The organism is Cryobacterium gelidum (assembly GCF_004403985.1).
GTDB classification, from domain to species: Bacteria; Actinomycetota; Actinomycetes; order Actinomycetales; family Microbacteriaceae; genus Cryobacterium; species Cryobacterium gelidum.
Genome location: NZ_SOHL01000003.1, coordinates 103,476 through 119,813 on the forward strand (window position 1 = coordinate 103,476; position 16,338 = coordinate 119,813).

Sequence of the window (16,338 nt, forward strand, 5' to 3'; positions counted from 1 at the left end):
TTCAATTCCGCTCAACGTCAGCGAAACCGCTCCTCGTCGAACTGCTGAGTGCCGCCCTCCATGGTCCATGCTGCCGCAAACGGCATCAGGGTCTCAATGGTGGCGACCCGAACGCCCTCGGCGGTCGGGAGCAGCACCCTGATGCCCAGGTAGTAATCGAACAGGACCTGCCTGTCACGCCCGCATGGTCCGACAACACCGCGCCCATGATTGCCCACAGCGACGATCGTCGTGATTTCTCGCCCGCCCTGTGCACGCGCCGCACCAAGTGCAACCAGCTCGGCGCACGGACCACCGGTGAAATGGAACAGATTCACGCCAGCGAACATACGGCCGTCGGCGTCTCGAACTGCCGCGCCCATCGTGTGAGCACCATCTTCATCGGGCCCGGCATCCGTGTTTGCGTCGATGGTCTCCCTTGCGAGCTGAACGAGCTCAAGGTCTTCGGCCGTCGGTACTGCGAGTTCAGCGTTTGGGAGCATGACAGTAATCCTACGGATCGAACCGAACCCAAGGCATGGCTCGCATGTCCGTAAGCCGAACCCCTAGCGGACGCTCTAGGGTTGCTGGGATTCCCAGCGAGTTTCACCATCCTTCTTCGATGAGGTCGCGTGTAGGGCTTGATTTTGCGCCACCTTCATGGAGGCCTGATGGTCGGGATGAATGTGCGCTGTAAGGCAGCGGACTCCGTGTGATCGCAACCAGGCGACCATCGCTTGAGCGGCTTCAGACGCGATTCCTTGCCCTTGCCAGTTTGGTGAAATGACCCAAGCGATGTCAGCCACGAGATTCGACCCGTCGTCTTCGACGGTTGCCTGTACGAACCCCACCAGTTTTCCTATGTCTCGCTCAATGACAACCCAGTTCAGCCACCACTGCGAACCATCTTCAGAGTGCCCAACGGTTTGCGCGGCATAACGTTTTTCCAGCAGCTTCAGTGAGGGTATTTCTCCGCCGGTGTAGTCATAGAGCGAAGGATCGGCCAGAACCTCGATCATCGCAGCCGCGTGCTCCACCGACAGCGGCTCCAACAAAAGTCGCAGAGAAATAATGGGTTCAGTTGCGGGCCAGTCCATTCTTTGACAATGGCAGAGTCCTGAGATCTTCGTAAGCCGAACCGTCTGCGGGACGAATTCGCCGCCCTGTGTTCCAGGGCCTCGTGCACGGCGTTACTTGTGCGGCAAGCACGGAACGGGACGGCGACTCGGCCGTAATGACAGCAGAAGAATTATTCTTCGGCTCACAGAATTCTCCCGATTTTGCGGCTCAAGCAGACACCTAGAAAAGGTTAAAACGCCGACCAGGCACATTGCCGCGCCGAATCGGTCTTACGCGACAGGCCGACATCCATCGGAAGTACCCCCGTTTCGCGATGGAGCAGAACCTATGCACTAAAGAAAAGGACGCTTCAGCCACGCATTCGTTCGAACGACTTCAATCTGCCAATCAGGTCCGCTGCCAAGTTTCCCGTGAAGTCAGGAGGCTTTCGAAGGACGAACAGATAGAAATATCTGCTGATTTCCTTGGGGGGAATCATTGCTCACCCTCAACTGATAGCCATAGCCGTCCTGAACTGCCCGCCCACTACACAAGGTCGTAGAGCCGGTGGCATTAGCTGGCCGCTGGCACGTCCCCTCCACGGAAAACACCAAACCCGCCGGAGCAGCGATCTGCTCCAAATCCTCGACTGTCACCGCCGTATCCGCCTCCCAACGCCGGGCAATGCTCGGACAGGGATTAGTACTCACGCACAGGAACTGTTCGCGGCGAACAATGTCATCCAACAGCGTCCAGCCCGGGGGAATATCCAGCCGTGACACCTGCGAAACAAACTCGTCGGTAGCCCGGTCTTCCAGGGACCTGACAATGAAAAACGCAGTCACAGCCAAGACAACGACGCCAACCAGGATCGCACCAAGAATCTTCACGCCATCCCCCAAAACCCAAAACCCAAAACCCCAAACCCCAAACCCCAAACCCCAAACCCCAAACCCCAAACCCCAAGCAACAACCATAAAATTCGTCGCAAACTGCCCAATGCAGCTGCCTGCAGCGTAACGGTCGACCAACACCCTGTCTCTACCCCAGAGTAAGCAACATCGTCGTAACTCTTCACGCGTTGATATCTATACTTCCGTTCTTAGTGCCGGTGCCCGCGGAGCGCCCGGCGTGAAAGTGGGAGACTGCCACGCCGGACTGCTCGTTAAAGAGCCCGTTAGAGTTCGGCGGCGACGTCGTTCTCGGTGTCGTACCATTTGGTGGATGTATCGGAAGAATTCTGGGGGGCTTACCGTGAGTTCGAAGACACTTGGCGTGTTCGCTAGCCTCGTTCTTCTTATCGTGCGCGGCATACTTCTGTGGGTCGTCGTCCCACTGGGCTGTATTGCGTGGGTGATCGTTTCCCCTTGGCTTGGCCTTGGCCCCGGAGAGTGGACACGGGTTAAGCGGCGAGTTGGATCCCTGCGGCCTGTGACGAGTATTGCAGCTCGAAGTCCACAGGCGTGACGTCTCCGATCGAGGAGTGGCGACGGCGACGGTTGTAACGGTCCTCGATCCACGCTGCGACGTCTCGAATCGCTCGGGCCCGGGTGGGCCAGACTCGTCGGTAGTAGAACTTCCGTTTTCAGTGTTGCGAAGAAGCTCTCAGCCATGGCGTTGTCCCAGCAAATTCCGGTGTATCCCATCGACCGGGTGATGCAATGTGCAGCGGCGAATTCGGTGATCTGAGCCGATGCGTATTGGGTTCCGCGGTCGCTGTGAAAAATCACAGTCTCCGGGCGGTCCCCACGCAGGACTATGGCCATGGTGAGGGCATCCTGGATGAGGTCGGTGCGCATGTGGTCGGCGGTAGCCCAACCGATGACGCGGCGACTGTGGGCGTCGATGACCGTCGCCAAATAGACCCACCCCTCCCACGTCCTCAGGTAGGTAATATCGCCGACCCAAACCTGGTTCAACGCGCCGGTATCCCACTTCCGTTTCACGGCATCCACCGGGTAGGCGTCCGCGTGGTCGATGACGGTGGTTGTCTTCCAGTTCTTCGGGCAGATCCCCGCCAAACCCAAGCGTTTCATGGTCCTGGCAACTGTTTTGGCCTGTCGGCGTGGCTTGCCGGTTGTCGGGTCGATTGGCAGAGTCAGCCGTCCCACCCAGAGCTCACGCTTCGCATCCCATTTGAAGGACCCGGCCCCTGGCGACGCCCGCTTTTCAGCTTTCGGCTCCTTGGCTTTCGTCATTTGAATTCTCCTGCTCCCCCTGGTATGCCTAGGTGGGCCTTCAGGTGGGCCTAGCCTTTACGGCACGGGACGGCCCAGTACGCTGCGCCTGTGACTACGCTGCACGAGTCAATGCCGTAGAGGACCGTCCAGAATGCCGCAAGATCCGCGTAGTTACGGGGAAGTACAGCGTCTGAGCCAGTATCGCCTTTGGTGCCCCCGGTAGGAATCGAACCTACGACAATCGGATTAGAAGGCCGGTGCTCTATCCACTGAGCTACGGGGGCGGGACTGTTCAAGGTTACAGGTCGCCGGCGTGCTTCGGTCGCCGCTGAAGATCAGTTGCTGACGCGCCGGGCCAATTGGTGCATCGACGGCATCGCACCGACCAGTTGCCGCGTGTACGGGTGCAGGGGGTGGTCCAAGACGTCGGCCGTGGGTCCGCCTTCGACGATGCGTCCGTCGGAGATGACGGCCACAGTGTCGCACAGGTGGCGGATGACGCCGAGGTCGTGCGAGACGAACACGAGGGTGAGCTGGTATTCATCGACGAGGTCGGCCAGCAGGTTGAGCACCTGGGCCCGAACCGACACGTCGAGGGCGCTGACCGCCTCATCGGCCACCAGAATTCGCGGCCGGGAGATGAGAGCCCGCGCAATCGAAATGCGTTGCCGTTGGCCGCCCGAGAACTGATGTGGATGCCGGCCCATCACGTCGGCGTCGAGCCCGACGGCGCTCAGTTGGGCTTCGACCCGGGCTCGTACTTCGGCCCGGTTCACGTTGTGCAGGGGTTCGGCAACGATGTCGCGCACCTTCATGCGCGGATCCAGGGACCCCATCGGGTCCTGAAAGACGATCTGCACTTGACTGCGAAAATCGCGCAGTTGTCGTTCCGAGGCTGTCCCGATCGGCTGCCCGAGCACGTCGACCGTGCCCGAGCTCGGCCGGTCGAGGGCGCAGAGGATGCGCATGAGCGTGGACTTACCCGAACCCGATTCACCCACGATACCAAGCCGTTGCCCCTCGGCTACGTCGAACGACACGTCCCTCAGGCCGTGCACGACCGGTGCCGGGGCGAACAGGCCGCCGCCCCCGCGCCGCCGATACTGCCGACTCAGGGCGCGCACCCGGATGGCCGGCGCTCCGGCTACCGCGTTGAAGATCACCGGTGGTCCACCGCGTTCGAGGTGCTGGTGTGCGGCCCGGTGCGGCAGGATCGGCGCTGCGGTGGCATCCGCTTCGATCGTGCGCTGTGCGGAGTCTACGGCCGGTGTGATCGGGGTGACGATGACGGGCCGTGACCTGGTGTGCAGCCGGCCACGAGCGTCGACCGCGGAGAGATCGGAAGCCGCAATCAGTTTCTGGGTATGCGCGTGCTGCGGCGCGGTCAACACGCGTGCAACCGGCCCGTCCTCCACGATATTGCCTTGGTACATGACGAGCACCCGCTGGCACACCTCCGCGACCACCGCGATGTCGTGGGTGATCAACAGCAGCGCGGTGCTCCGGTCGGCGACGAGATTTGCGAGGAGCTTCAGTACCTCCGCCTGCACGGTGACGTCGAGCGCCGTGGTGGGTTCGTCGCAGAGCAAGAGCTGCGGATTGTTGGCCATCGCCATCGCGAGCATGACACGCTGGCGTTGCCCCCCGGAAAGCTGATGCGGAAAAGCCTGGGCCGCTGCACGAGGGTTCGACAGCTTAACCTGGGCCAGCAGGGTGACGGCGCGTTCCCAGGCCTGACGCCGTCCCGGTTCGGTGTGATGCACCGTCATGATTTCGGCAACCTGGGCGCCTACCCGCATCAGCGGGTTCAGGGCGGTCATCGGTTCCTGGAAGACCATCGCCAGTGTGTTGCCGCGTAGCTGGTTCAGGCTGCGTTCGGGCGCCGTGAGCAGGTTGGCGTCGACACCGTTCAGACGCACCGTGCCGGTGGCGGTGAGCGTTTCCGGCAGCAGTCCCATGACGGATGTCGCCGTGAGCGACTTGCCCGACCCGGATTCCCCGATGAGGCCGACGCGTTCGCCGGCAGCGACATCGAAACTGATGCCGTGCAGCAGCTCGGCGAAGGGTGAACCGACCCGCAGGTCCCTCACGCTGAGAGTGGGCGGGGTCATCGTTTCACCTGCATCCTGGGGTCGAAGCGATCGCGCAGGCCGTCACCGAGCAGGTTGAAGCCGAGCACCAAGATGGCGATGGCGATTCCCGGCCACAGGATGAGCAGCGGCTCGACGAAGAGGTAGCCCTGTGCCTCCTGGAGCATGCGCCCCCAGGACGGTGTGGGCGGAGGCGTGCCGAGCCCCAGATACGACAGCGCGGCCTCGGCGAGAACCGCGATGCCGAACGAGACGGAGGCTTGCACGATGAGCATGCCGCTGATGTTGGGCAGGATGTGCCGCACCCCGATGAATAGGCCGCTCTTGCCCGCGGCACGGGCCGCCAGCACATACTCACGGCTCATGATCTGCATGGTGCCACTGCGGGCGATGAGTGCGAACGCGGGTGCCGTGCCGATGCCGAGTGCGACCATGGCGGTGATCGTGCCAGCTCCGAAGATGGCCCCGAAGATGATCGCGAGCAGCAGTGCGGGGAAGGCGAGTGAGATATCGTTACCGCGCATCATGAACTGGTCGAGTCGGCCGGGATTCATGCCGGCCACGATGCCGAAGGGAACGCCGAGTCCGGCCGCGATGCCAACCGCAACGGTGCCCACGAGCAGGGCGATCTGGGCGCCGCGGAGGATGGAGCTGAAGACGTCTCGCCCAAAGCTGTCGGTGCCCAGGAGGTATGCGGTGCCGGGCGGTTGCAGGATGGAATCCGGGAAGACGCCTTCCGGGTCGAACGGCGTCCACCACACCGACACGACGGCGGCCAGGACTACGAGGCCGACCAGTACCAGGCCGGCCCAGAGCGTTGCTCCGCCGTTCCTGCCGGCGGTCACGGGGCGTCGCCGTGGCCCGGTCGCGGCCGGGCCACGGGGATCTACGGCGGTCATGATGCGCTCCGCAGTCGGGGATCGATCACCGTGAAGGCGAGGTCAACGAGAAAGTTCAGCAGCAGCACGAACACGACGAGAACCAGCACGATGCCCTGCACTGCGGGCAGGTCACGCAGCGCGACCTTGTCGAGCAGCAGGCTGCCGAGGCCGGGAAGGCTGAAAACCCGCTCGATCACGACGGCGCCCACCAGCAGGGAGGCGATCTGCAGCCCGAGCACGGTCATCACCGGAACGGCCGCGTTCCGCAACCCGTGCCGGAACAGCGCCCTGCCCACACCGAGGCCCTTGGCCCGGGCGGTGCGGATGAAGTCTTCACGCGTGACCTCGAGAACCGACGATCGCACGTACCGGCTGAGCACGGCGCCCTGCACGCTGCCGAGGGCGATCGCGGGCAGAATCAGGTGCTGGAGGAATCCCCCGAGATCGTCGCCCGGATCAACCCACCCACCGGCCGGAAGCCAACGCAGCGTCACGGCGAAAACCGTGACGAGAAGCATCCCGGCCAGAAACCCGGGTACGGCGACCCCGATCTGGCTGATGCCCGACAGGATCGCGCCGTCGGGCTTTCGCTGCCGGACCGCGGATAGGATTCCGAACGGAACCGCGAAGAGCAGGGCCAGCACGACGCTGGTCAGTACGAGGATCACCGTGATGCCGAGGGCATCCGTTATTTCGGGGCCGATCGCTCGACGCGACACGGTGGAGGTGCCGAAGTCGCCGACGAGCACATGCCCAAACCAGTCCAGGTAGCGCACGACCGCGGGGCGGTCGAGCCCCATGGCCTTGGTCTGGGCGGCGACATCCGCTTCGGTCGCCTGCACGCCCAAAGCTATGCGCGCGGCGTTGCCGGGCAGGATAGACAGCATCAGGAAGGTCACAATCGACGCCACGACGACCGTGGCGGCGAACAGGCCGATGCGACGCAGCACCACAAGAACCATAACGGGACTTTCCTCTGACTGATCTACGGTGGGCACGATACTGAGTCAGTGTCGCGCCAACCACCCGAACATCAACCGAACGCGTACCGGATTCGACGGGCGCTAGCGTGCGATGGTCGAGAGATCCAGCGCGAGGCTCGGGGTGTTCTTCGGCACGCCGAGCAGATCGGCGTCGGCGAGGGAGATGGCCGGCTGCAGGTAGAGCCAGTTGGCAGCGGCTTCCTCGGTCATGGTCCTCGTCGCCTCCCGCATCAGCTCGACGTGGGTGGCCGCGTCTGCAGCATCCGCTTGAGCGAATTTTGCTATCACCTCGGGCGAGTCGTAGCCCGCGTAATAGGAGGGAACGGCGAAGCTGGTCGCATCGCGCGGCTCACTGTGCATGATGAGCGACATGTCGTAGTCGTGGTTGGCGAAGACCTCGTCCAGCCACACGGCGGGAAACTCCAGCACCGTCACATTGGCGGTGATGCCCACTTTGTCGAGCTGATCCTTGACCACCTGAGCGCCGGCCACGGCGTAGGGAAGGTTGGGAATCTTGAACGCCACACTCAAGTCGCTGACTCCGGCCTGGTCGAGCAGTTCGATCGCCTTGTCGGGATCGTACGGGTAAAGATCGGCCAGACTCGCGTCGTACCAGAGGTCAGTTGGCGGCACCATGGAGCCGATCAGCAGACCGTAGCCGCTGTTCGCCGTGTCCAGGACGGCCTGACGATCGATCGCGTACATGACCGCCTGCCGCACCCGCACATCGCTGAAGGCGGCACCGGCGTTGTTCATCGACAGAGTGACCTCACCCGTGCTGGCGCCTTCCAGCACCTGAAAATCGGCGTTTGACTTGAACTGGTCGACCAGCTGGAACTGCGAGATGCCCGAAATGAGGCTGATGTCGCCGCTGAGCAGGGCGTTGGTCTGCGCGGTCGCATCGGTGAAATAGCGCAGCGTCACATCGCTCATGTACGGGGCCTCACCCCAATAGTCGGCGTTGGTGGCGAGCACGAGGCTGTCGCCCGTCTTGAAGGAGCTGACCGTATACGGACCGGTACCCACCGCATCGGTGGCCAGGTCGGCGATGCCGGATTCAGTGAACATGGTGCCAACCGGACCGCTCATGTTGAACAGCCAGCTATTGCTCGGCTTCGACAGGGTGATGCGGACCTGACTGTCGCTGACCACCTCAATCTGGGCAATCGGATCGAGGTAGGCGGGACCGTTGGCGCTCCAGTTGTCCTTCACCCGTTCGAGGCTGAATTTGACGCTGGCGGCGGTGAACGGTGACCCATCGGAGAAGGTGACTCCCTCGTTGAGCTGAAAGTCGTACACCAACCCGTCTCCGCTGACCGTCCACGACTTGGCGAGCAGGGGCATGATGGTGCCGTCGTTGTCGAGTTTCACCAGTCCCTCATACACGTTGTAGAGCAGCGCCTGCGGAATCGCCGCCCCTGCGGTCGTGGTGTAGTCGAGGTTACCGGGAGTGGCCAGCAGGCCCACGGTCAACGACGTGTCGGGCTCGGTGCCGGTGGATGCGGTCCCAACCGAGCATCCGACCAGCCCCAGGGAGGCCAGCATGGCCGTCGAAATGCTGGCAACGACCCGACGCCGGGTGAGTGCTCTCACCGCTCAGAGCGCTTTAGCTGCGGCGACGAGAACCTGAGCCAGGGTCGGAACACCGGCCGCGCGAAAAACTTCGGTTCCGGCCCCGTTCGTCACGATGACGGTGGGGGTGTTGCGCACATGCAGCTCCTCAGCCTCCTCCGGTGCGGCAGCGACGTCGACTTCGCGCACGGTGGCGCCGGGTACGAGTCGTTTCGCCTCGGCGAGGACCGCGCGCGTCTGCATACATGGTTCGCAGAAAGACGACGAATACAGTGTGAATTCCATCAGGGCCTCGCAGGTCGCGCGTTAAAGATCGGAGGCCTTCAAGTTTACAGGCCGTGTCGCAGGCCACCGGTAGACTCGAACCATGACGAACAGCACGACTGGTATCTCACCGACGACCGCCCCCACGACCGCCCCGGCGTCGAAAAGTCCCGACCGCCTGGTCTGGATCGACTGCGAGATGACCGGGCTTGACCTGGACCGCGACGAGCTGGTCGAGATCGCCGTCGTCATTACCGACTACGACCTCAATGTGCTCGACCCCGGCCTCGACATCATCATCAAGCCCAACGATTCCGCCCTCGAAAATATGGGCGATTTCGTGCGCAACATGCACACGTCCTCGGGCCTCCTCACCGAGATCCCGAACGGCGTCAGCGCCGCCGAGGCCGAGTTTCAGGTTCTCGAATACGTGTTGAAATTCATCCCCGCCGAGCAGAAGGCCCCGCTCGCCGGAAACTCCATCGGCACCGACCGCGCCTTCCTCACCCGTTACATGCCTCGCCTCGACAACCAGCTGCACTACCGTAACGTCGACGTGTCGTCGATCAAGGAACTCGCCCGGCGCTGGTACCCGCGGGTGTACTTCAACGCCCCGGCCAAAGACGGCGGACACCGCGCCCTCGCCGACATTCTCGAATCGATCCGCGAGCTCGCGTACTACCGCCAGACGGTGTTCGTCGCCGACCCCGGGCCGACCAGCGACGAAGCCAAGTCGCACGCCAGCGACGTTGTGCACTTATTCGCCCCCGAGGTGTAATAGGATTGCGGAGTTGCCCCGCGTTGTAAACGTAGGGACGCATGGTGGGTATAGCTCAGTTGGCAGAGCGCCTGGTTGTGGTCCAGGAGGTCGCGGGTTCAATCCCCGTTACTCACCCCAATGAAACACCGCACTTTCAACGATCGGTGCACGCTATGGCCAAGATTTGATGATGTTGGAACTGGACGCGGCCGAATTCGAGCGACTCGTCGTCGATGAGCTCGACCTGCTGCCCGATGACATGGTCGATGGACTCGACAATGTGATCTTCGTGGTCGAAGACCGTCCCGAAGACGGCACCCTGGACATCCTGGGTCTGTACGACGGAGTTGCCCTGACCGAGCGCGGTCAGTACGGCTTTGGCGAGATGCCCGATCGCATTGTGTTGTACCGGGAGTCATTGCTGGCGATCTGCACGAGCCTCGACGACCTGCATGACGAAGTGCACATCACCCTGGTTCACGAAATTGCCCATTTCTTTGGGCTTGATGACGACAGGCTGCACGAACTCGGCTGGGGCTGACCTCGAGCGGTCTAGCCTTGGGGCATGAGCTCCTTCCGTCCCGGCCGTCTCGTCGGCATTCTGGCCGGAACCGTGGTAATTCTCGGCCTCGGCATCTACGGCCCCGCGACGCTGCTGGGGCCCCTCCCGGCCGTCACGGTCACCACCGTCACGCCCGCTGCCAGCGCCGACGCGCCCACTCCCCCGGTACTCTCGGCCAATGGTGCAAGCGCCATCGCCGTGCTCGCCGCCACGACCAGTGACACCTCCGGCACGACCTCAACCGGCGCGGATTCACCCCGCGCAGGTTCGACCACCTCGGCACCGATCGCGGTCGCTGGGACGGCCGAGGCGCTCCCGATGGCATCCATTGCCAAGGTCGTGACCGCCCTTGTTGTTCTCGACGCCAAACCGATCGTGGCGGGCGGGACCGGCCCCATCGTAACTCTCACGGCAGCCGACTTTCAGAGCTACCTCAATTACGACACCGTCGGCGCCCGCTCGGTCGCGGTCTTCGCCGACGAGCAGTGGACCGAGCTCGAACTGCTGCAGGCGCTGCTGCTCGGGTCGAGCAATAACCACGCCGATAGTGTGGCCCGCTGGGCCTTCGGTTCGGTCGACGCCTACGTTATAGCCGCTAATACCTGGCTCGCCGACAACGGACTGACCGACACCGTCGTTGTCGACACCACCGGGCTGCACGATGCGAGCGCCGGTACCGCCACCGATCTGGCTCACCTCGCGGGCCTCGCCGCGACCGACCCGATCGTTTCGGCGATGCTGTCCAGTCCCGCATCCGCTTTGGCTAACCGTCGTGGTGTCGAGAACACCACGTCTTTTCTGCCCGAAGAAGGTGTCACCGGCATTTCGCGCAGTTACACGGACGCCGCCGGTGTCTGTTTTTTGTTCACCGCCCAGGTCAGTGACGGCGTTTCGAGTTTCACGTTTTCGGGCGCTTTCATCGGTGAACCGACCTACGATGCGCTCACCGCCGATCTCACCGCCTTGATGGCGAGCGCGCGCGCCGGAGTGGGACTGCTGCCGGTTCTGGCCGCCGGTGATTCCTATGCGACGTTCACTTCAGCGTGGGGCGACACCGCCGCGGCCGTGGTCGGCGTCGCGCGCACCCGCTATGCCTGGCAGGCCGCGACGCCGGCGGCCGCGACGGTCACGCTCAAGGACTTCTCGACGGCGCGAACCGGCGCGAACGTCGGACAGGTTCGACTCACCGTCGCCGGGGAGAAGCTGTCGGCCGCCCTGAAACTCGACGAGGGTATCGGCGATCCGGGTCTCGGCTGGCGGCTGTTGCATCCGATCGTGATGATCACGGCCCTGCTCGACCAGTAGAACCGGCTACAGCGGCTCCACCTCGGTATCGATCGGGTCACTTTCGCCCTCGTCGAAGGCGTAGCGTACGCGGCGTTGCCCGTTCATGTCTCGATCGTCGACCTCGTCGTACCAGAACACCGATTCCAGTCCGCCGACCGCGGCGACCATACTGATGCGCGGCGCGTGTTTTCCCCTCACGAGCGCCCGGGAATCGATCTGGCCCTCGAGCGGCCCGTCGATGAACTCGGCGATATACAGGGTGGGTGCACCGGAATCGTCACGGTCGGGATTACTCATGGCACACAATCTAGTCCTCTGCGCCGTGCTACCGCCGATTAGTCGGCCGCGCGCAAGCGAATGGTCGCGCGATTCTCGGGCGTCTCCTGCTCGACATACGTTGCCCATTCCTGCTGCCACTGGTCCCAGTGTGTTCGGAACGCCTCGCCGTCACGGTCCAACGCACGCTGTTTGCGCAGTGCGTCTCCAGACCCCAGCCAAACCCGCACGTCGCTGAGCGGCTCGTGCACGGCCGCGAGAGTGCCGCAGCCCTCCACGATCAGGGGACGGGCGGCGTCAAGCGGATGCCACTCCGCCGCCTGGTTCTCGATCCAGTCGTAGCGCTGCCAGGCCGCGGGCTTTCCCCGGTGCCGCGGTGCAAGCACGAACCGACCCAGATGTCGGATGGCCGAGTCGAGGCCATCCCAGCCGGGATAGATGTCATCCAGGCGCACGAGTTGTGGGTGCACCGTGCCCGGCCACTGCGCGACGAGCGCGTCGGCGAGGGTACTCTTGCCCGCGCCACTCGGCCCGTCGATAAGCACTACCGGGGTCGGCCCGGCAGCGCCCACTGCCCGCAGCACGGGTGCCAGCAATGTCGTGAAGTTCCGTAGGACCGGCCCGGCCTGATGCGAACGATTGGTCTCAGGCAAGAACAAAACTCCAGGTCTCGGCCCATACCGCGACGCCGATGGCGATACCGGCAATGGCTAATCCGATGCCGACGAGAACGGCATCGGCCGGGCGAACCCGTGACGGCCGAGCCCAGGTACGGGGCGCGTCGCTGCCAAAGCCACGCGCCTCCATGGCCGTGGCGAGTTTGCTGCCCCGTCGAACGGAGATGACGAGCAGGGAGAATGCCGGGCCGAAGAACCGCCGGGCGGCGCCTTGCACGCCACCGCCATCGCCGACCCCGCGGGCCCGGCGGGCCAGCGTGAGCGAGTGCCAGTCTTCGATGAACATACCCACGAGCCGCAGGCCGGCCAGGCCGCCGAGCACAAACCGGGACGGCAGGCGCAGCACCTGGGCGAGGCCGTCGGCGAGGTCGGTCGGATCGGTCGTGGCGAGCAGCACGATGCCGGGCAAGCCGATGGCCAGCACCCGGAGCCCGATCGCCAGGCCCAGCTGGGCAGAGCCTTCGGTCACCGAGATGAATCCGACCTGCCCGAGCAGCGCGCCGGAATCTTCGCCGTAGAGGATCGTCGTTATTGACGCCAACGGTGCCGCGATCCAGACCGGCGCGGTGCGCAGCCAGAACTGCCGGGCGCTCAGGCCGCACCAGAGCAGCAATACGGCCTCGAGCAGCAGGGCGACACCGGCGGAGACCCAGTCGATCGACAACAGCAACGCGCAGCTCACGATGAGGGCGACGGCGAGCTTGGCCACCGGGTTGAGTCGGGCGACGACGCTCGGGCGAATCGCCGGAGTCAGCAGGCTCACAGCGCACCCGTGGCGAGTGTGATCGGGTCGGGCAGACCGAGTCGGTACTCCTCGTCAGCGAGGGCGCTGACGAACTGGGCGTCGTGGGTGACCGCTATGAGGGCAATTCCCTCGTCAAGCAGCTCGGCCAGCAGGATCAGGAGTTCCTGCCAGGTGCGGGAGTCCTGTCCGAAGGTCGGCTCATCGAGCACGAGCAGGCGAGGGCGGGTCGCGAGCACGGTGGCGACGGACATCCGTCTCTTTTCGCCGCCCGACAGGGTGAATGGGTTGGCGTCGGCGAGATGATCGAGTCGCAGTCGGCGCATCAGCTCGTCCACGCGGCTGGTCTGCTCGGCGGGGCTGAGCCCGAGGGCGCGCGGACCGATCAGCAGGTCGTCGCGCACCGTGGCGGCGAGAAACTGATGCTCCGGGTCTTGGAAGACGGTTCCGATGCGGGTGAGCAACTGCTTTGAGCGCCAGCGGTGCGGCTGGGGGTTGATGCCGGCCGCGAAGCCGTCGCTCGCGCGCAGTGCTCCCCCGGCTGGCGCGAGCAGACCGGCCAGGGTGAGGGCGAGGGTGGATTTGCCGGCGCCGTTTGGCCCGGTCAGGACGGTGGCCGTGCCGGCGCGCACGTCGAGGGTGATGGCATCGGCGATGACGGATGCCGTGCGCCGACCAAACGGAACGCGACCGACCGCGAGCGCCTCGGCCCGCAGCAGGGTCTGCGGATGACCGATCGGGTGGCGCGTCGGAAACCGTGGCGGCAGTGCCGGCACCCAGACACCGGCCTGCGCCAACCGTTCGGCCTGGCTGGACAGGATTTCACGGGTCGCACCGTCAGCCAGCACGCCGCCGGCCGCGTCGAGCACGATGACGCGGTCAACGATGTCCTGCCAGACTTCGACCCGGTGCTCGATGACGACGAACGTTGCCCCGGACTGGTCGAGGGAGCGCACGACGGCGTCGCGAACGTCGATGACGCCGGCGGGGTCGAGGTTCGCGGTCGGTTCGTCGAGCAGCAGCAGTCCCGGCTGCATGGCGAGCACGCCGGCCAGGGCGAGGCGTTGTTTCTGGCCGCCACTCAGGCGCGAGGTGGGATGGTCGAGCGGCAGGTCCAGGCCAACCTCGGCCAGGGCCCGCCGCACGCGCGGCCAGATCTCGGCGCGCGGAACGGCGAGGTTCTCGCAGCCGAACGCGACGTCGTCTCCGACCCGGGCTAGCACGACCTGGGAGTCCGGGTCTTGCAGGACTAGTCCGACGCGCCCGCGTGCCTCGGCCGCGCGTCGCCCGTCAATGAGCAGGCTGCCCGTTTCATCGCCGTCCTCGGCGTCGCCGAGTACGCCGGCCAGGGCGTGCATCAAGGTACTTTTACCCGCGCCGCTGGCACCGAGCAGCAGGACCCGCTCGCCGGGCTCGATGTGCAGGTCGAGCCGGGACACGGCCTGGTTGTGGCGCCCGGCGTGGCGCCAGCCCCAGTCGCGGGCGTGGATCTGCGCGGCTCGAATCTTCGGGCCGGGAGCGGGCGTGAACGGCGAGGTTTCAGGCATCCGCTAGCTGAGCGCGGCGGAGGGCGCTCGAGAACCTTCCCGGCCCGCGGCGAACCGGCTCAACGCGCCGGTGCGGGCGAGGCCACGGACCGCGAGCCAGGACAGCAAACCGGCCAACACGGTTCCCGACACGACAGCGGATACGAAATAAATGACCTTGAAACCAAAATCCAGCGCCGAATAACTGGTGAAGGTCGTGTCGAGCAGGCCTACGGCCACGCCGGCGCCGGCGCCGGCAAGCAGCGCGACGCCGAGGCGCCAGTTCGCGTAGAAGAACAGGGCCAGCACTATTTCAGCGCCGAGGCCCTCAACAACTCCCCAGATGAGCGTCGAAAATCCCCATTGGGTACCGATGAGCATCGACACGACGGCTGCAATGACTTCGGTGTAGAGGGCCGCGCCTGGCTTGCGAATGATGAGGCCGCCGAGTACCCCGGCAAACAGCCAGCCGCCGGCCAGGAGGCCTTCGAGGCCCGGCGTGAACGCGAGGATCGCGCTGAGCGGGGACCAGGCCAGGCCCCAGGCCCAGAAGATGACCCCGCTCGCAACGCCGATGACGCTCGCGACGACGATGTCGACGACACGCCAGCGAAAGTTGCGTGGTTTCTTCGCCGCGACCGGCAGCGTGGATGTGTTTGAAGCGTGCACTGTTCGTGCCCTTTCCGTAGGTGAATACAGGGCACGGGATTGAGAAGCCTCCCTGCGCTGGCATGATCCAGATCAGGTTCGACGGTCGAAGCTTGGTCAGCTTCCTCTCAGCCCGATATACCGGACTCCCGTGATCACTCCCAATTGTAGTGCCTCGCCTAGACTTGCGGCATGGGGACAAGGACATGAGCATTGGCATCCTGCTCGTGCTGGCGGCGCTGTACCTCGTGCTGATCCGCCGATTCATCCTGCGGCGGCGCCGCATTGCGCAGGGCCTGCCCGTGAGCGACCCGTGGCACTTTCCGGCCTGGTTGCGCCCACGCTTGCCTCGCTGGGTGCGCCGCCGGTTCGCGCGGCGCCCGCGCCGGCCGCGCCGCATCCGCTCTGCGCGCTGGCCGCGCCGCCCGCGCCGCCCGCGCCTACCGGTAAGCCGTAGGCCCCGTTCATAGACTGGGCCCACGACCCGCGCCCGGGCCCCGCCCAGAGAGCGGGGCTACTTCTTCAGGGCCCGGATCACCCGGGCCAGGGCTCGCCCGGCAACGATCAGGAACGGCACACCGACTGCGAGCAACGCGATGACGTTCGGCTCGAATCGGGCGGTCCCGCCGGACTTCACATAGGCGCCGATCGGCAGCGATACGCCGCCCCCGCCCCCGCCGGATCCGGCGCCGCCTTCGCCGGTGTCGGCACCGCCGAAGCCGTAGTAGCTAAGCGCCACCGGCACCAGGGTGACGCCGTCGATTTGCACGGGATCACCGTAGGCCGTTTTCACGCCGGCGGAACGGAAGGTTTCTGCAAGTTTTTCCGGGAGGCTGGTCATTCCAACAGGGT

At 64.7% G+C, this 16,338-nt stretch carries 18 protein-coding genes, 2 tRNA genes, 2 pseudogenes and 1 riboswitch; of the genes and pseudogenes, 5 read left to right on the forward strand and 17 right to left on the reverse strand.

Features of this window, described 5'->3' with window-relative positions:
• Nucleotides 1-17 precede the first annotated feature (17 nt).
• From E3T50_RS00660 to E3T50_RS00705, 11 genes and pseudogenes are all read right to left on the reverse strand, one after another.
• Nucleotides 18-482, reverse strand: coding sequence for a cytidine deaminase family protein (locus tag E3T50_RS00660; protein ID WP_198417917.1), 465 nt, complete (start codon nt 480-482; stop codon nt 18-20).
• A gap of 75 nt (nt 483-557) precedes the next feature.
• On the reverse strand, nt 558-1,076 hold the full coding sequence (locus E3T50_RS00665; protein WP_134550126.1) for a GNAT family N-acetyltransferase: 519 nt from the start codon (nt 1,074-1,076) through the stop codon (nt 558-560).
• A 399-nt stretch (nt 1,077-1,475) separates the two neighbouring features.
• Entirely contained in the window at nt 1,476-1,928 is a 453-nt protein-coding gene (locus E3T50_RS16080) for a hypothetical protein (RefSeq protein WP_166784161.1), read from the reverse strand.
• Nucleotides 1,929-2,440: 512 nt separating this feature from the next.
• A pseudogene (locus E3T50_RS16900) lies at nt 2,441-2,611 on the reverse strand (IS3 family transposase); the annotation flags it as partial.
• 4 nt (nt 2,612-2,615) lie between these two features.
• Nucleotides 2,616-3,236: pseudogene (locus tag E3T50_RS16905) on the reverse strand (IS3 family transposase); the annotation flags it as partial.
• Nucleotides 3,237-3,426: 190 nt separating this feature from the next.
• A tRNA-Arg gene (locus tag E3T50_RS00680) sits at nt 3,427-3,502 on the reverse strand.
• 51 nt (nt 3,503-3,553) lie between these two features.
• Nucleotides 3,554-5,329 carry a dipeptide ABC transporter ATP-binding protein gene (locus E3T50_RS00685; protein WP_134550128.1) on the reverse strand — a complete coding sequence of 592 codons (1,776 nt, stop codon included), beginning with the start codon at nt 5,327-5,329 and terminating at the stop codon, nt 3,554-3,556.
• A complete protein-coding gene (locus tag E3T50_RS00690; RefSeq protein WP_134550129.1) occupies nt 5,326-6,207 on the reverse strand; it encodes an ABC transporter permease in 882 nt (293 codons plus the stop codon). Before E3T50_RS00690 ends, E3T50_RS00685 begins: the two co-directional genes overlap by 4 nt.
• The gene (locus E3T50_RS00695; RefSeq protein ID WP_134550130.1) at nt 6,204-7,151 is read right to left on the reverse strand and encodes an ABC transporter permease; all 948 of its coding nucleotides are present in this window, start codon (nt 7,149-7,151) and stop codon (nt 6,204-6,206) included. The genes E3T50_RS00690 and E3T50_RS00695 overlap by 4 nt, the downstream gene beginning before the upstream one ends.
• Before the next feature lie 102 nt (nt 7,152-7,253).
• A complete protein-coding gene (locus E3T50_RS00700) occupies nt 7,254-8,765 on the reverse strand; it encodes an ABC transporter substrate-binding protein (RefSeq protein WP_241990678.1) in 1,512 nt (503 codons plus the stop codon).
• A gap of 3 nt (nt 8,766-8,768) precedes the next feature.
• Complete coding sequence (locus E3T50_RS00705) at nt 8,769-9,029, reverse strand: thioredoxin domain-containing protein (RefSeq protein ID WP_134462332.1); 261 nt, start codon at nt 9,027-9,029, stop codon at nt 8,769-8,771.
• Between the two features lie 82 nt (nt 9,030-9,111).
• Between E3T50_RS00705 and orn the strand changes: the two genes are divergently transcribed.
• The 4 genes from orn to E3T50_RS00725 all read left to right on the forward strand — a co-directional run bounded on the left by orn (nt 9,112) and on the right by E3T50_RS00725 (nt 11,635).
• Nucleotides 9,112-9,786 carry an oligoribonuclease gene (gene orn / locus E3T50_RS00710; protein ID WP_134550131.1) on the forward strand — a complete coding sequence of 225 codons (675 nt, stop codon included), beginning with the start codon at nt 9,112-9,114 and terminating at the stop codon, nt 9,784-9,786.
• A 44-nt stretch (nt 9,787-9,830) separates the two neighbouring features.
• A tRNA-His gene (locus tag E3T50_RS00715) sits at nt 9,831-9,906 on the forward strand.
• Between the two features lie 52 nt (nt 9,907-9,958).
• Complete coding sequence (locus tag E3T50_RS00720) at nt 9,959-10,309, forward strand: metallopeptidase family protein (RefSeq protein WP_134462352.1); 351 nt, start codon at nt 9,959-9,961, stop codon at nt 10,307-10,309.
• A 24-nt stretch (nt 10,310-10,333) separates the two neighbouring features.
• A complete protein-coding gene (locus E3T50_RS00725) occupies nt 10,334-11,635 on the forward strand; it encodes a D-alanyl-D-alanine carboxypeptidase family protein (RefSeq protein ID WP_134550132.1) in 1,302 nt (433 codons plus the stop codon).
• A gap of 6 nt (nt 11,636-11,641) precedes the next feature.
• Here the strand turns inward: E3T50_RS00725 and E3T50_RS00730 are convergent, their stop codons facing one another.
• Genes E3T50_RS00730 through E3T50_RS00750 form a run of 5 tightly spaced genes read right to left on the reverse strand, consistent with a single transcriptional unit; the run spans nt 11,642 to nt 15,507 of the window.
• Nucleotides 11,642-11,914: a hypothetical protein gene (locus E3T50_RS00730; protein WP_134550133.1), complete on the reverse strand. Its 273-nt coding sequence runs from the start codon at nt 11,912-11,914 to the stop codon at nt 11,642-11,644.
• 38 nt (nt 11,915-11,952) lie between these two features.
• The gene (locus E3T50_RS00735) at nt 11,953-12,546 is read right to left on the reverse strand and encodes a nucleoside/nucleotide kinase family protein (RefSeq protein WP_241990679.1); all 594 of its coding nucleotides are present in this window, start codon (nt 12,544-12,546) and stop codon (nt 11,953-11,955) included.
• On the reverse strand, nt 12,539-13,333 hold the full coding sequence (locus E3T50_RS00740; protein WP_134550134.1) for an energy-coupling factor transporter transmembrane component T family protein: 795 nt from the start codon (nt 13,331-13,333) through the stop codon (nt 12,539-12,541). The genes E3T50_RS00735 and E3T50_RS00740 overlap by 8 nt, the downstream gene beginning before the upstream one ends.
• Nucleotides 13,330-14,859, reverse strand: coding sequence for an ABC transporter ATP-binding protein (locus E3T50_RS00745; protein WP_166784165.1), 1,530 nt, complete (start codon nt 14,857-14,859; stop codon nt 13,330-13,332). Before E3T50_RS00745 ends, E3T50_RS00740 begins: the two co-directional genes overlap by 4 nt.
• Before the next feature lie 3 nt (nt 14,860-14,862).
• Entirely contained in the window at nt 14,863-15,507 is a 645-nt protein-coding gene (locus tag E3T50_RS00750; protein WP_134550135.1) for an ECF transporter S component, read from the reverse strand.
• A 32-nt stretch (nt 15,508-15,539) separates the two neighbouring features.
• Nucleotides 15,540-15,649, reverse strand: a riboswitch (TPP riboswitch).
• Between the two features lie 43 nt (nt 15,650-15,692).
• Here E3T50_RS00750 and E3T50_RS00755 point away from each other — a divergent pair.
• Nucleotides 15,693-15,956 (forward strand): hypothetical protein, encoded by a 264-nt coding sequence (locus tag E3T50_RS00755; RefSeq protein WP_134550136.1) that lies wholly within the window; start codon nt 15,693-15,695, stop codon nt 15,954-15,956.
• Nucleotides 15,957-16,000: 44 nt separating this feature from the next.
• On the opposite strand, the gene E3T50_RS00760 is transcribed toward E3T50_RS00755, so the two are convergent.
• Entirely contained in the window at nt 16,001-16,327 is a 327-nt protein-coding gene (locus E3T50_RS00760) for a hypothetical protein (protein ID WP_134464918.1), read from the reverse strand.
• Nucleotides 16,328-16,338: the final 11 nt, after the last annotated feature.

What these genes read in the sequence shown, in the direction of transcription:
- E3T50_RS00660 (WP_198417917.1), bottom strand. Translation starts at nt 482, where the DNA reads ATGCTCCCAAACGCTGAACTCGCAGTACCGACGGCCGAAGACCTTGAG.
- E3T50_RS00665 (WP_134550126.1), bottom strand. Translation starts at nt 1,076, where the DNA reads ATGGACTGGCCCGCAACTGAACCCATTATTTCTCTGCGACTTTTGTTG.
- E3T50_RS00685 (WP_134550128.1), bottom strand. Translation starts at nt 5,329, where the DNA reads ATGACCCCGCCCACTCTCAGCGTGAGGGACCTGCGGGTCGGTTCACCC.
- E3T50_RS00690 (WP_134550129.1), bottom strand. Translation starts at nt 6,207, where the DNA reads ATGACCGCCGTAGATCCCCGTGGCCCGGCCGCGACCGGGCCACGGCGA.
- E3T50_RS00695 (WP_134550130.1), bottom strand. Translation starts at nt 7,151, where the DNA reads ATGGTTCTTGTGGTGCTGCGTCGCATCGGCCTGTTCGCCGCCACGGTC.
- E3T50_RS00705 (WP_134462332.1), bottom strand. Translation starts at nt 9,029, where the DNA reads ATGGAATTCACACTGTATTCGTCGTCTTTCTGCGAACCATGTATGCAG.
- orn (WP_134550131.1), top strand. Translation starts at nt 9,112, where the DNA reads ATGACGAACAGCACGACTGGTATCTCACCGACGACCGCCCCCACGACC.
- E3T50_RS00720 (WP_134462352.1), top strand. Translation starts at nt 9,959, where the DNA reads ATGTTGGAACTGGACGCGGCCGAATTCGAGCGACTCGTCGTCGATGAG.
- E3T50_RS00725 (WP_134550132.1), top strand. Translation starts at nt 10,334, where the DNA reads ATGAGCTCCTTCCGTCCCGGCCGTCTCGTCGGCATTCTGGCCGGAACC.
- E3T50_RS00730 (WP_134550133.1), bottom strand. Translation starts at nt 11,914, where the DNA reads ATGAGTAATCCCGACCGTGACGATTCCGGTGCACCCACCCTGTATATC.
- E3T50_RS00745 (WP_166784165.1), bottom strand. Translation starts at nt 14,859, where the DNA reads ATGCCTGAAACCTCGCCGTTCACGCCCGCTCCCGGCCCGAAGATTCGA.
- E3T50_RS00755 (WP_134550136.1), top strand. Translation starts at nt 15,693, where the DNA reads ATGAGCATTGGCATCCTGCTCGTGCTGGCGGCGCTGTACCTCGTGCTG.
- E3T50_RS00760 (WP_134464918.1), bottom strand. Translation starts at nt 16,327, where the DNA reads ATGACCAGCCTCCCGGAAAAACTTGCAGAAACCTTCCGTTCCGCCGGC.